This window comes from Mesorhizobium sp. M1A.F.Ca.IN.022.06.1.1, assembly GCF_003952605.1.
Taxonomy (GTDB): Bacteria; Pseudomonadota; Alphaproteobacteria; order Rhizobiales; family Rhizobiaceae; genus Mesorhizobium.
The window spans coordinates 4,454,940-4,468,596 of the sequence record NZ_CP034455.1 but is presented as its reverse complement, the minus strand read 5'-3'; the positions used below and the strand labels follow the sequence as shown (position 1 = coordinate 4,468,596).

The window sequence follows — 13,657 nt, the reverse complement described above, 5'->3', positions numbered from 1 at the left end:
GTGAAACCGCAGGAAAAAGCCCGCAAAATCGTCGTTAAGTCGGCGGCGGGACATGGTATTCTGCTTAACGCTGTTTCACGGGGCCCCGGATGTACATTCGATTGCTTGGCGGCATCGAGGTTGTCTCCGCAGGCGGGCAACCTCTGCACTTCGCGACGCGCAAGACGTCGCTGCTCTTTGCCGCGCTGGTTCTGGCCGGCCCGAAAGGGCTTCGCCGCGAGAAGGTGGCGGCGATGCTGTGGACCGGCAGCGGCGAGCAGCAGGCGCGAAACAGCCTGCGCCAGGCCCTGGTCGACATCAGGCGGCTGTTTCCGTCCACCGGCAACGAGGCCATTCGCATCGAAGGCAATGCCGACACCATCTGGGTGGTGGCGAATGACAACGAGGCCGACATCTGGATTTTCGACCGGAACTGCCAGGCCGATGACGGCGCGAGCCTCGCGGCAGCTGCCGACCTGTACCGGGGTGACCTGCTCGACGGACTGCCATCCCCCGGCGAAATCGACGAATGGCTTGCGCCGCTTCGGGCGAACTACACCCGCAAGGCGTTGGACCTGGCCGAACGGCTGAGCCTTCTGCCGGAACTCGGTGAACGCGAGGAGCAGGCCTGCGAAAGACTGGCTGAGCGGCTAGTGACGTCCGACCCATGCGCCGAGCAGGCCCACCGCGCCCTGATCCGCGTCTTCCGCCGCCACGGCCGCACCAACGACGCCTTTCGCCAGTTCCTGGCCTGTAAGGAAGCGCTCAAGCGCGAGCTCGGTGTCGAGCCTGAGGAAGCGACGCGGGCGCTGATCGAACGCATCGAGGCGCCAATGGAGCTGAAGGGTTCGATAGCCGACTATGGCCAGCCCAAGGCCGAACTTTCCCGCCTGGAAGCGAAGGCGCCTCGCCCTGTCGTTTCGGTGCCGGAAAAGCCGTCGATCGCGGTCCTGCCGTTCCAGAACATGAGCGGCGACGCCGAGCAGGAATATTTCACTGACGGCGTTGTCGAGGAGATCACGACGGCGCTGTCGCATGTCAGCTGGCTGTTCGTGATCGCGCGGAATTCCGCCTTCGCCTACAAGGGCCAGGCGGTTGACGTCACCCGCGTGGCACGCGAGCTCGGGGTGCGCTATGTGCTGGAGGGCAGTGTCCGCAAGGCCGGCAGCCGGCTTCGGGTGGCAGGTCAGCTTATCGAGGCGTCGGCGGGAGTAAATCTCTGGGCCGACCGCTTCGAAGGCGATGTCTCGGAAGTGTTCGAACTGCAGGACCTCGTTGCCTCCAGTGTCATCGGCGCAATTTCACCCAGACTCGAACAGGCCGAGATGGCGCGCGCCAAGCGCAAGCCCACCGAGAGCCTCGACGCCTATGACCACTATCTGCGCGGCATGGCGAGCCTTTACCGCTGGACGAGAGAAGGGCTGGAGGAGGCGTTGCCACAGTTCTACAGGGCCATCCAGCTCGACACCGATTTTGCCGCCGCGGAAGGCGCTGCCGCCTGGTGCTATTTCTGGCGCATGGCGAATGGCTGGATGACCGACCGGCAGAAGGAAACAGCCGAGGTATCCAGGCTGGTCGGCGACGTGGCTATCGCCGGCAAGGACGATGCGGTGGCGCTGGCTTTCAGCGGCCTGGCGCTGGGTTATGTCACCGGCGATTACGAGGCCGGATCGGCACTGGCCGACCGCGCGCTCGTGCTCAACCCGAACTGCGCAGCCGCCTGGAGCGCCAGCGGCTGCCTCAAGGCCTGCCATGACGACCCGGACATCGCAATCGAGCACATGTCGCGGGCAAGGCGGCTGAGCCCGCTCGATCCGCTGACCTTCTTTATGCAGACCTTCACTGCCTTCGCTCACTTCGTGGCCGGCCGCTACGACGCCGCCTGGCCGCTCGCCGAGGCGGCGTCGCGCGCGCAGCCCTATTATCTCACCGGCCTGCGTGTGGCGGCCGCCAGCAACGCCATGGCCGGCAGGCTGGATGCCGCGAGCAGGCACATCGCGCGCTCGCTGGAGCTCGACCCGCAACTGAAGCTTTCCAACCTCAAGCATCGGGTAGGGCAGATCAGGCCAGAATATTTCGCCAAATATGTCGAGGCGCTACGGCTAGCCGGCCTCCCGGAATGACATGTCTTGGCGCTCTCTCGTCAGTCTGGTAGCGCCGCGGTCTTGATTTCCGCTCCGATGCGAAGCGTCTCACGCAGCAGGAGATCGAGGTCGTCGCGGCGGGTGCGGTGGTTGGTGATCGCGACCCGCAGGCAGTGCTGCCCGTGCACCGTGGTGTCGGACACGGCTGCAATGCCTTCTTCCTGCAGCCTGAGCATGATTTCGGTGTTGAACGACTTGAGCTGTTCCTCGGAGGCGCCGTCCAGGCGATGGCGGAAGCAGACGATGTTGATGGTGGTCGGCGCCGTCAGCTCGAGCGCCGCCTCGACCCGGATCAGCTCGGTCAGATAGCCGGCCTGGGCGATGTTCTGGTCGATCAGCCGCCCGAATTTCTCGATGCCATGCTCCTTGAGCGACATCCAGATCTTGAGCGCGCGAAAACCGCGCGATGTCTGCAGGCCATAGTCGTGCAGCCATTGCCCTGAGGCGAGGCCACGCGGCGTCGATTCCAGATATTCCGGCGTGACGGCGAAGGCGTTGCGGTGGGCGACGGCGTCGCGAACCAGCGCACAGCCCGCTTCGAAGGGCGCGTGCAGCCATTTGTGCGGGTCGAGCGCGACGGAATGGGCGCGTTCGATGCCGGCGACGAGCGATCTGTTTTCAGGCGCGATGGCGATCAGGGCGCCGATGCAGCCATCGACATGAAACCAGAGGTCTTCCTCTGCCGCCAACACGGCCAGCGCCCGCAAGTCGTCGATCGCGCCCGTGTTGACGGTTCCTGCGGTGCCGATGATGCAAGCCGGCTTGAAACCTGCCGCGCGGTCTTCCGCGATGGCGGTCTTGAGCGCATCGACATCGATGCGCAGATCGGCGTCGGTCGAGACCCGCCGCAGCGCCCGGTTGCCGAGGCCGAGCACTTCCATGGCCTTGCGGTGGCAGGAATGGACTTGGTCCGAGGCGTAGAAGCGCAACGGTTTTGGGATCGCCCCGACACCCCTTTCGCGCACGTCGACGCCTGCTTTGGCATTGCGCGCCACGGTCAAACCGATGAGGTTGGCCATCGAGCCGCCGCTGACAAGCGTGCCGCTGGCCGAAGCCGGGAAGCCCACCATCTCCTTGCACCAGTCGACCACCTGGCTGTCCATCAGCCCGGCGGCGTGATTGCCGCCGCCGAGGTTCGAGCCCTGGATCGCCGCCAGGAAATCGCCCAGCGCGCCCGTGAAATTGCTTGACCCCATATACCAGGACCAGAAGCGCGGATGGATGTTACCCATCGGATAGGCCATGACGTTGCGGGCGACATCGCCATAGACGTCGGCTATCGGTGCCGGCGAGCGCGGCAGCGGCGCCGAGAAGAAGGCGCGAACCTCGACCGGCATTTGGCGCCACACCGGACGGTCCCGGACATCCTTGAGATAAGCGACGGCATCCTCGACGATCCGATGCGACAGGGCCTGCATCTCGGCCCAGTCTGGCGGGTCGAGCGTCTCATCCATCACCGCTGTTTCCTGCATAGTGTCCATTCGCTGCTCCCCCGCGATCATTCCTGGATCGTCGCGCGGCGCCGCCATCCGAGTGGACAGCAGCGCCGCGATTTGTCTTCAGGCGTCGAACTGGCAGCCTGGTGTCGAGCGCGACAGTGCCGTCTCCTCGGCATCCATCTCAGCCTCGATGCCGTCGAAGAGCGGGGTCGACATGTAGCGCTCGCCGGTGTCGGGCAGCATGCACAGGATCACCGAGCCCGCCGGAGCGGTGCCCGCGATCTGGCGCGCGACGGCGAAGGTGGCGCCGCCTGAAATGCCGGTGAAGATGCCTTCCTGCTGCGCCAGGGCCTTGGCCCATTTAATGCCTTCCGGGCCGGCGATCGGCACCACATCGTCATAGTAGCGCTTATCGATCGCCTCCTGCAGCACGTTGGGGATGAAGTCCGGCGTCCAGCCCTGGATCGGATGCGGCTCGAAGGCCGGATGGCTGGCGGACGGCGCACCGCCCTGGCCACGCTCCTGCGGCTTGCCGCTGCCGATAAGCTGCGCGTTCGCCGGTTCGGCAAGCACGATGCGGACATCCGGCCGCTCGCGGCGCAGCACCCGGCCGACGCCGGCCACGGTCCCGCCGGTGCCGTAGCCGGTGACCAGCACGTCGAGGCGCGACCCTGCGAAATCGTTGATGATCTCGCGCGCCGTGGTCGCCTCGTGGATGGCGGCATTGGCTTCCGTCTCGAACTGGCGCGCCAGGAACCAGCCGTTGGCGTCGGCGAGTTCCACCGCCTTCTTGTACATCCCGAAACCCTTCTGGGCGCGCGGCGTCAGCACCACCTTGGCGCCAAGCATGCGCATCAGCTTGCGGCGCTCGATCGAGAAGCTGTCGGCCATCGTCACCACCAGCGGGTAGCCCTTCTGCGCACAGACCATGGCAAGGCCGATACCGGTGTTGCCGCTGGTCGCCTCGACGACGGTCTGGCCCGGCTTCAGCTTGCCGCTACGCTCGCCTTCCTCGATGATGTTGAGCGCCAGCCGGTCCTTCACCGAGGCCGCCGGATTGAAGAACTCGGCCTTCACGTAGATGGTCGCGTGGCCGGGGCCGAGATTGTTGATACGGATGACCGGCGTGTCGCCGACGGTGTCGAGAATGCTGTCGAACAGCCGGCCGCGACCGGCAGTGGTCCTGATTTTCAACTTCTGCAACATGGGCTTTTCTCCTCGCGATCTCACGCGCCGGTTACAGACCGGCGGCTTGGGCGGCGCGGTTTCGACACCTTGCCGAGTTAGGTTGCTTGACCTGCCGCGAATGCGGCAACGGCGGCATTCCGGCATGGAATTGGGCTGCCGGATGCTTCCTGTCGTCTTTGGTGATAGAACATGGACCAACTGGTGAGCGTTGGAGAAAGCGTGGGAACATACGTGGAATCCAGCCGATCGAGCCCGAACGACACTGCCGCCGGCCTGTCCTTGCGACTGCTTGGGCAACTGACGATCGCGCGTGGCGGCGAGCCGGTTAAATTGCCTTCTTCGCGCAAGTTGCGCGCGCTGCTGGCCTATCTGGCGCTCGCGCCACATCCCGTCAGCCGCAGCCGGCTTTGCGAGCTTCTGTGGGACGTGCCGAACGATCCGCGCGGCGAGCTTCGCTGGTGCCTGAGCAAGCTTCGCGGCGCGCTTAACCAACCGGGCCGGCAGAGGGTCGAGACCGAGGGCGACACCGTGGCGCTTCGTCTTGCCGATACGAACGTCGATGCCGTCGAAGCCGCCGCAGCGGTCGCCGAAGGGATCGAGACGCTCAGCCTCGGGCGTCTTCGGGCGCTTGCGCAGCTCTTCGCCGGCGATTTCCTTGACGGGCTGGAGCTCGATCGGAGCCCGCATTTCACCAGCTGGCTGACCGCGCAACGCCGCCGTTTCAGCTCGTGCCACGTCGCCGTTCTGGAGCACATCATCGGCCTGCTCCCCCAGGGAGCCGATGAAGCGGGCGCCTATCTGGACAGATGGCTGGAACTCGCGCCCTTCGATGGCCGCGCCCATGTGGCGCTGCTGGAAAACCTTGCGCGGCGGGGACAGATCGGCGCCGGTGAGGAGCATATCGCGACCGCGGCGGAACTCTTCCGCTCCGAGGAGCTGGATGTCGCTCCCTTGCGGGAAGCATGGCACGAGATCAAGGCACGCCATTCCAGCGCAACGCCATGCGCGCGATCCGGGCTAGCTCTTCCGGCCCCGCAAGCACCGATCGTTGCCGTCGAATCCGAACCCGCATCGGTGCGCCGGGCCTCGTTGGCGGTGATGCCGTTCGCGGAAAGCGCCGTCAATTTCCGTGGCGGGCTTGCCGATGGCTTGACCCACGACATCATAACGCGGCTCGCCAAGCTTCGCGATTTCTTCGTCATTGCCCGCGGATCGGTCTTCGCGCTGGCCGAGAAGGACATCGCGCCGGAGGACGCCGGGCGCCGGCTGAATGTCGACTATGTGGCGACAGGCTCGGTCCGCAGCCTTTCGGGCAGGGTGATCGTCTCGGTCGAGCTCGTCGAGGTCCGCACCGCGAGGATTGTGTGGGCCGAGACCTTCGAGCACAGGCCGGACGAGATCTTCACGGTGATAGACGACATCGGCAACAGCATCGTCTCTTCGATCGCCGCCGAGATCGCGACCGTCGAGCGAAACCGGGCAATGCTTAAGGCGCCGAATTCGCTGAATGCGTGGGAAGCCTATCATCGCGGGCTCTGGCACATGTACCGCTTCACCCGCCAGGAAAACGAACTGGCGCAGCAGTTCTTCAATGACGCCCTGAAGCTCGACCCGACCTTCGCCCGAGCCTATGCAGGCCTCTCCTTCACGCATTGGCAGAATGCCTTTCAGCGTTGGGGCGATCGCGACCGTGAGGCGTCGCTGGCTTTCGCAACTGCCGGTCACAGCCTCCTGGTCGATGACCGCAATCCGGCCGCGCACTGGGCGATGGGCCGCGCCTTGTGGCTGCGCGGCGAGCAGGACGGCTCGCTGCTCGAGTTGGCAAAGGCCGTCGACCTCAGCCCGAACTTCGCGCTCGGCCACTATGCCCTGTCCTTTGTCCACTCGCAGTCGGGCGATCCGCAATCGGCGATCGGCTCCTCCGATCACTCGCGCCATCTCAGCCCCTTTGACCCATTGCTGTTCGGCATGATGGGCGCGCGGGCCATGGCCCATGCGCGGCTGGGCGAATACGATGAAGCCGCCGAATGGGCGCTGAAAGCTGCGGCCAGGCCCAACGCCCATGTCATCATCCTGGCGATCGCCGCGCATTGCCTGGCGCTGGCCGGCCGCCAGGACGAGGCACGAAACTTCGCCGCCGCGATCCGCACCACGTGGCCCGACTATCGGGCGGACGATTTCATTGCCACGTTCCGCTTCGACCGGGACGGCGAGGCCCTGTTCCGCAGAGGCGCGAAGCTGATCGGATTGAATTGATTTCTGCACGTCCAAAGGCGTATTGCGATTGAGGTCAGGCCGAGCCGAGAATTGCGGGTTCCGAGAACCTGAGCGGAGCGTAGTTGAAGTACACGAGCACCAGGAAACGCGCGTTCGCAGGCCGGCGCCTGAATATCAACAGGTCTCAGTGCATCAGCGGACCGCTCGCCTTCCGCCACGCATCGATGCCGCCCTGGATGTGGCGAGCGGTCGATATCCCGCGATCCTGCGCCGCCTGCACGGCCATCGCCGAGCGCTCGCCGAAGGCGCAATAGAACAGGATCTGCTTGGCTGTCGATTTCGCCAGCTCGTGCAGCATGCCGCCGGCGGCGATATTCTCCTGCAGCCGCGCATAGGGCAGATGGATCGCGCCGGGGATGACGCCGTGGCGATCCCGTTCGGATTGCTCGCGCAGGTCGATCAGCGCCACGTCGGGCCGACCGACCAGCGCCAGCGCCTGTTCGGCGGTCACTGCCCAGCCGCGGCTGGCGATGTCGTCCTGATGCAGCCCCACCCGCATGTTGGCCGGCACGGCCACATCCATCATCTTCGGATTGGACAGCTTCAGGTTGTTCATGATGTTCACGTATTCGTCCACCGACTTCACCTGCAGGCGCGGATTGAAGGCCTTTTCCTCGCCGATCGTCGACACGGTTTCGCCCTTGTAGTCGTGTGCCGGAAAGATCAGCGTCTCGTCGGGAAGCTTGAGCAGGCGGCCGAAGATCGATTCGTATTGCTGGCGCGGATCGCCGTTCTGGAAGTCGGTGCGGCCGGTGCCGCGAATGAGCAGCGTGTCGCCGGTGAAGACGCGGTCCGGCAGGACGAAGCTGTAGGAATCGTCGGTGTGGCCGGGCGTATAGACGACGTCCAGCGCCAGTCCCTCGATGGCAAGCTTGTCGCCGTCGGCAAGCCGCATCGACACGACGTCGGCCTTGGTCTGCTCACCCATCACGGTGACGCAATGCGTCCTGTCGCGCAGCGCGCCGAGCCCGGTGATGTGGTCGGCATGAAGATGTGTGTCGACCGCTTTGACCAATCTGAGGTCGAGCTCGTTGACCAACTGCAGGTAGCGTTCGACCTTCTCCAGCACCGGATCGATGATCAGCGCCTCGCCGCCGCGGCGGCTGGCGAGAAGATAGGAATAAGTGCCCGAAACGGAATCGAAAAGCTGACGGAAGATCATTTTATCGCCCCATGCGCGAGCGGCCCAACCCCGGCTGCCGACCAAGTCTAGAACAAGCATGAGGTGCCCGCCAGCGAACACTTCATGCTGATCTAAGGGCCGAGCTCCTACCGCCTGAGCACCGCGCTCAGCACGTCGCGGATGCCGATCGCGCCGACGAAGCGCGAGCCTTCGTCGAACAGCGCCACCGGTGCCGTCTGCGAGCGATGCATGGCGAGCATCACCGTCTTCAGCGACGTGCCGGGATTGGCCCAGAACACCTGCGCACCCTCCTCCGGCTGCCTCTCGACCTCGGCGCAGGATACCCACACCGCCGGCTTGCCGTCGCGTTCGGCCGCGGCCACCAGGCCGTGCTCGTCGATCTTGAAGCGCGTCGTCTTGCGCCGGTCGAGCCAGACCCAGCCATTCTCGCCCTGCTCGAGATCGCGGCGGTCGCGCATCACGTTCCAGGCGGTAAGCACCGAGAGCGGATTCACATTGGCGATGAAGTCGCGGACATAGTCGTTGGCCGGCCTGAGCACGATGTCTTCCGGCGCGCCGGTCTGGACGATGCGCCCGCCTTCCATGATGGTGATGTGGCTGCCGATCTTCAGCGCCTCCTCGAGGTCGTGGCTGACGAAGATGATGGTCTTCTTCAGCGCCGCCTGGAGCTGCAGGAGCTCGTCCTGCAGCTTGGTGCGGATCAGCGGATCGAGGGCCGAGAACGGCTCGTCCATCAACAGGATCGGCGCCTCGGTGGCGAAGGCGCGGGCGAGGCCGACGCGCTGCTGCATGCCGCCCGAAAGTTCATGCGCGTATTTCTTCGACCACTGGTCGAGATGGACCAGCTGGAGCTGCTTCTGCACCCGTGCCTTGCGCTCGGCCTCCGGCACGCCGGCGAGCTCCAGACCGAAGCCGACATTCTCCTCGACCGTTCGCCACGGTAGCAGGCCGAACTGTTGGAACACCATCGCCACCTGCTTCTGCCGCAGGCGTCTCAGCGTCGGCTCATCGCAGGTGACGACGTCGACCGTGCGGTCGCCGTCATTGACCAGCACCTGGCCGCGCGACACCACGTTCAACCGGTTGACGGCTCTCAGCAGCGTCGACTTGCCGGAGCCGGAAAGGCCCATCAGCACCGAGATCTCGCCCTCATGCACGGTGAGGTTGGCGCCGGCGCAGCCCAGCACGTTGCCGGTCTTTTCGAGGATTTCGGCGCGGGTTGCGCCCTGGTCGATCAGCGCGAGGGATTTCGCCTGGTCGGCACCGAAGACGATATCGACATTCTTGAAATCGACGGCGACGGTCATTTCTTGCCTCCAACGCCGATGCGGGTCATGCGATCGAGCACGATGGCGAGCACGACGATGGCAAGGCCTGCTTCAAGCCCGAGGTCGATCTTGCGGGAGCCGAGCGCGCGGTTGATTTCGGTGCCGAGACCGCCGGCGCCGATCAGCGCCGCGAACACCACCATCGACAGCGACAGCATGATCGACTGGGTCAGCCCCGCCATGATCGTGGGCAGCGCCGAGGGCAATTCGACCTTCCACAGAAGCTGGTTCTTGGTGGCGCCGAAGGACTCGCCCGCCTCGATGATCGCCTTGGGCACCGAGACGATGCCGAGATGGGTGAGACGCACCGCCGTCGGGATGACGAAGATGATGGTGACGATGAGGCCGGGCGCGTTGCCGAGCCCGAACAGCGTCAGCACCGGGATCAGGTAGACGAAGGTCGGCAGCGTCTGCATCAGGTCAAGCACCGGCAGCATCACGCGGTAGACCTTCGGCTTGTGCGCCGCCCAGATGCCGAGCGGCACGCCGATCGCCATTGCCATGGCGGCGGCGGCCACCACCAGCACCAGTGTTTGCACCGTCTGCTTCCAGAGGTTCTGGTTGATGATGAAGATCAGGCCGATGAAGACGCCGATGGCGAGCGGCCGGGAGCGTTGCAGGAACCAGGCGATGACGGCGACGACCAGCGCCAGCAGAACCGGCGGCAGCATCAGCAGGAGGTCCACCGCCCCGTCGAGGATGAAGTTCAGGCCGTTCGAAAAGGCCCTGAAGACGGTATCGAAATTCTCAGTGAGGAAGCCGAAGAAGGCCTTGCCCCATGGACCTATGGGAATCTTGTAGGCGACCAGAAATTTCGAGATCGGATCCATCTTTCCCCTCATTGATCCTTGCCGCCCTTGCCGAGCGGTCACCTTCTCACAGCATATGAAAAAGGGCAGCCTTTTCCAGCGGCTGCCCCTTTCCGGAGATCATGCCGGACTCAAAGCCGGCTCAACTCCTGAGCGCAGTCTTGATGGCCGCAGCCGCATCGCCGCCGTCGAAGGTGGTCACGCCGGCGATCCAGGGCGCGATCGCGTCCGGATGCTTCTTCAGCCAGTCGGTGGCGACCGTCTGGGCATCGCCACCTTTCAGGATCGCGTCCATCATCTCGCCTTCCATGTCGAGATTGAATTTCAGGTTGGAGATGAACTTGCCGGCATTCGGGCACTCGGTGGTGTAGCCCTTGCGCGTGTTCGTATAGACGGTGGCGGCGCCGAAACCGCTGTCGCCCATCCCGTCGAGATAGGTGATCTTCATGGCGCCCATCACCGGATGCGGCGTCCAGCCGAGGAAGGCGATCCACTCATTGTTCTTCATCGACTGCTCGGCCTGCGTCAGCATGCCGGCTTCCGAGGACTCGACCAACTCGAAGCCTTCGAGATTGTCCTTCGGGTTCTTGATCATGTCGAGGATGATCCGGTTGCCGTCATTGCCGGCCTCGATGCCGTAGATCTTGCCGTTGAACTTGTCCTTGAACTTGCCGAGATCGGTCAGCGTCTTGACGCCCGCATCCGCGACATAGGTCGGCACGACGATGCCGTAGCCGGCGCCGGTCAGGTTGGTGCTTACCGTCTCGACCGAGCCGTCGGCGGTATAGTCCTTGATGTCATTGGTCATCGACGGCATCCAGTTGCCGAGAAAGACGTCGAGGTCCTTGTTCTTCAGCGACGCATAAGTCACCGGCACCGAAAGCTGGATCACCTGCGGCTCGTAGCCGAGCGCGGTGAGCAGCACCGAAGCCACCCCGGTGGTTGCCTGGATATCGGTCCAGCCGACATCGGACAGTCGCACGGCCTTGCAGCTCGCCGGATCGCCGGCATAGGCCGCGGTCGTGGACAGAAGCGCCGCCAGCCCGAGGCCGGCGACGAAGGATTTCATACGCGACATGAACTTTCTCCCATTGCGGTTTTTTAAAGCGGCGCGAAGTCACGGTTCTTGCGCCCGCCTTGTTTCGCCAGCCAAACACCATTTTGATGCGGTTTCAAGCGGTTCCACACCGCGATCAACGGCGCGCGCTTGCCATTCAGCGACATGCCGCACTTTCCGGCGGGCCCGCTTTTTTGGTGGAAGGAGCCCGCGGCCCCTTCCCCGCCCCGCAGCAATTGAGCTTAAACACCCATATGGCCAAGCTCTACTTCAACTACGCAACGATGAATGCCGGCAAGACGACGATGCTCCTGCAGGCATCCTACAACTATCGCGAACGCGGCATGACGACGATGCTGTTCGTCGCCGGCCATTATCGCAACGGCGACAAGGGACTGATCTCGTCGCGCATCGGTCTCGAGACCGAGGCCGAGATGTTCCGCGACGGCGACGATCTCTACGCCCGCGTCGCCGAGCATCATGAGCACGCCACCGTGCATTGCATATTCGTCGACGAGGCGCAGTTCCTCGAGGAGGAGCAGGTCTGGCAGCTGGCCCGCATCGCCGACCGGCTGAACATCCCGGTCATGTGCTACGGCCTGCGCACCGATTTCCAAGGCAAGTTGTTTTCCGGCTCGCGCGCGCTGCTCGCCATCGCCGACGATCTGCGCGAAGTGCGCACCATCTGCCGCTGCGGCCGCAAGGCGACGATGGTCGTTCGCCTCGGTCCCGACGGCAAGGTGGCAAAGCAAGGCGAGCAGGTGGCGATCGGCAAGGACGTCTATGTCTCGCTCTGCCGCCGGCACTGGGAAGAGGAAATGGGCAGGGCTGCGCCCGACGACTTCATCGGCTTTGCCCGCAACTGAGACGGGGAGCCTCGCGACTTCCGACTAAGTTGGGCAATCGCTGCCATGCGCCGGCTGATGGCCGCTTGACTGCCACGATTCGGCACAACAGATTTGCACACTCCCCAGCGCCGCAGCTTGTCCGCAAAAACAAGAGCTTAAGGCATACCAGCTAAAGCTGCCTGAAGGCGGCGCGCATTACTCCGGCATGAGCATGCTTGCCTTATCTTTCAAGGACCTGGCCAATTCTTTTGTTTTGCCACGTCTCCCTGTCTTCCTTCTTTCAATCCCTTGAGCCCCCACATATATTCGGCGACGTTCGACACGAAACCGGATGCCGAAGCGGGAGGCCCCTATGGCGACGTTGCAGAATTTCGATGCCGAAATTGCCAAGACCAAGCAGGTCGTCGAGGACATGCGCACCAAGATCGAGCAGTCCGGAACCGTGCTCGACACGCTGGCGCAGGCCGACAGGAAGATCGGCGATGCCAATTTCGACCTCGAGAACGCCCGCATCGAGGACGTGCTGAAACAGCAGAAGGTCATGGAAGGCAATATCGCCGACCTGATCATCGGGCTGGAGGACGCCACCAATGTCTTCGGCGCCGAATTCGAGAGCATGAAGAGCTACACCGGCTGGGAAAATCTCGTCGGCGTCTTCTCCGAGCAGCGCAAGCAGCGCATGCGCACCGACCGAGTGCGCAACATGTCGCTCGCCGGCAATTTGCAGGAGCTCCTGGCGAAATCGGACACCATCGTCGGCATCCTGAAAGCCCAGAAGCAGATCCTCGACCAGCGCTACAAGACCTCCGAAGCTAGCCTGTCGCAGGTGATCGAGCGCCGCAAGGCGACTATGACCAATCTCGAGGCGGTGCAGAAACGCATCGAGGAACTCAACCCGATGCTGCTCGACATCGAGAACAAGATCGCCGCCTCGACCAGCCAGAAGGAACGCACCCAGCTCGAGGGCGAGCGTTCGAAGATGGCGACCGAGTACAACGAGAAGCAGGCCAAGGAGCAGGAGCTGCTGGCCGAAAGCCAGACGCTGGAGCGCTACACCTCGATGTTTCAGACGTTTGTCGATTCCCTCAACAACCAGATCGCCGCGCAGTCGACGCTGATCAACAAGCTGACAATCGACACCGAGCAGCGCATCGTGCTCTACAAAGCTCTGGAAGACTCGCTGAAGACGGCCGCCCAGCAGGACGTCGCCCACAAGATCAACACGCTGGGCAGCCAGGTCGACAACACGGCCGAGGAGACGATGGCCGGCATCGGCGCCGCTTCGCAGAAGCACATCGGCGATCTCTTGGAGATGCACGAGAAGAATATGGTGGCCACCGCTGACATCCAGCGCCGCAAGAAACTCGCCGACGACGCCTTCGCCCGCCGCTTCGACGAGGTGATGAAGAAGCACAATTCGGCGAACTACGTGCAGCAGTAGGCG

General features: G+C 64.0%; 11 protein-coding genes. 4 read left to right on the top strand and 7 right to left on the bottom strand.

Annotation, left to right across the window (positions count from 1 at the left end):
• Nucleotides 1-89: 89 nt before the first annotated feature.
• Nucleotides 90-2,102 (top strand): BTAD domain-containing putative transcriptional regulator, encoded by a 2,013-nt coding sequence (locus EJ078_RS21130; RefSeq protein WP_127216870.1) that lies wholly within the window; start codon nucleotides 90-92, stop codon nucleotides 2,100-2,102.
• A 20-nt stretch (nucleotides 2,103-2,122) separates the two neighbouring features.
• On the opposite strand, the gene EJ078_RS21125 is transcribed toward EJ078_RS21130, so the two are convergent.
• Both EJ078_RS21125 and EJ078_RS21120 read right to left on the bottom strand, forming a co-directional pair.
• A complete protein-coding gene (locus tag EJ078_RS21125) occupies nucleotides 2,123-3,604 on the bottom strand; it encodes an aspartate aminotransferase family protein (protein WP_127216871.1) in 1,482 nt (493 codons plus the stop codon).
• A gap of 78 nt (nucleotides 3,605-3,682) precedes the next feature.
• Nucleotides 3,683-4,768, bottom strand: a complete 1,086-nt coding sequence (locus tag EJ078_RS21120; protein WP_066994265.1) for a pyridoxal-phosphate dependent enzyme — start codon at nucleotides 4,766-4,768, stop codon at nucleotides 3,683-3,685.
• Nucleotides 4,769-4,939: 171 nt separating this feature from the next.
• On the opposite strand from EJ078_RS21120, the gene EJ078_RS21115 reads away from it, so the two are divergent.
• Entirely contained in the window at nucleotides 4,940-7,006 is a 2,067-nt protein-coding gene (locus EJ078_RS21115) for a BTAD domain-containing putative transcriptional regulator (RefSeq protein WP_082953953.1), read from the top strand.
• A gap of 145 nt (nucleotides 7,007-7,151) precedes the next feature.
• Here the strand turns inward: EJ078_RS21115 and EJ078_RS21110 are convergent, their stop codons facing one another.
• From EJ078_RS21110 to EJ078_RS30730, 5 genes are all read right to left on the bottom strand, one after another.
• Entirely contained in the window at nucleotides 7,152-8,189 is a 1,038-nt protein-coding gene (locus EJ078_RS21110; protein ID WP_127215407.1) for an MBL fold metallo-hydrolase, read from the bottom strand.
• A 107-nt stretch (nucleotides 8,190-8,296) separates the two neighbouring features.
• Complete coding sequence (choV, locus tag EJ078_RS21105; RefSeq protein ID WP_095823289.1) at nucleotides 8,297-9,478, bottom strand: choline ABC transporter ATP-binding protein; 1,182 nt, start codon at nucleotides 9,476-9,478, stop codon at nucleotides 8,297-8,299.
• Nucleotides 9,475-10,329, bottom strand: a complete 855-nt coding sequence (gene choW / locus EJ078_RS21100) for a choline ABC transporter permease subunit (RefSeq protein ID WP_066994259.1) — start codon at nucleotides 10,327-10,329, stop codon at nucleotides 9,475-9,477. The genes choV and choW overlap by 4 nt, the downstream gene beginning before the upstream one ends.
• A gap of 121 nt (nucleotides 10,330-10,450) precedes the next feature.
• Entirely contained in the window at nucleotides 10,451-11,386 is a 936-nt protein-coding gene (locus EJ078_RS21095) for a choline ABC transporter substrate-binding protein (protein ID WP_127215406.1), read from the bottom strand.
• Between the two features lie 23 nt (nucleotides 11,387-11,409).
• Nucleotides 11,410-11,532, bottom strand: a complete 123-nt coding sequence (locus tag EJ078_RS30730; RefSeq protein ID WP_259979959.1) for a hypothetical protein — start codon at nucleotides 11,530-11,532, stop codon at nucleotides 11,410-11,412.
• 87 nt (nucleotides 11,533-11,619) lie between these two features.
• Between EJ078_RS30730 and EJ078_RS21090 the strand changes: the two genes are divergently transcribed.
• Both EJ078_RS21090 and EJ078_RS21085 read left to right on the top strand, forming a co-directional pair.
• Entirely contained in the window at nucleotides 11,620-12,231 is a 612-nt protein-coding gene (locus EJ078_RS21090) for a thymidine kinase (RefSeq protein WP_127215405.1), read from the top strand.
• 334 nt (nucleotides 12,232-12,565) lie between these two features.
• Nucleotides 12,566-13,654 (top strand): hypothetical protein, encoded by a 1,089-nt coding sequence (locus EJ078_RS21085; protein WP_095801837.1) that lies wholly within the window; start codon nucleotides 12,566-12,568, stop codon nucleotides 13,652-13,654.
• Nucleotides 13,655-13,657: the final 3 nt, after the last annotated feature.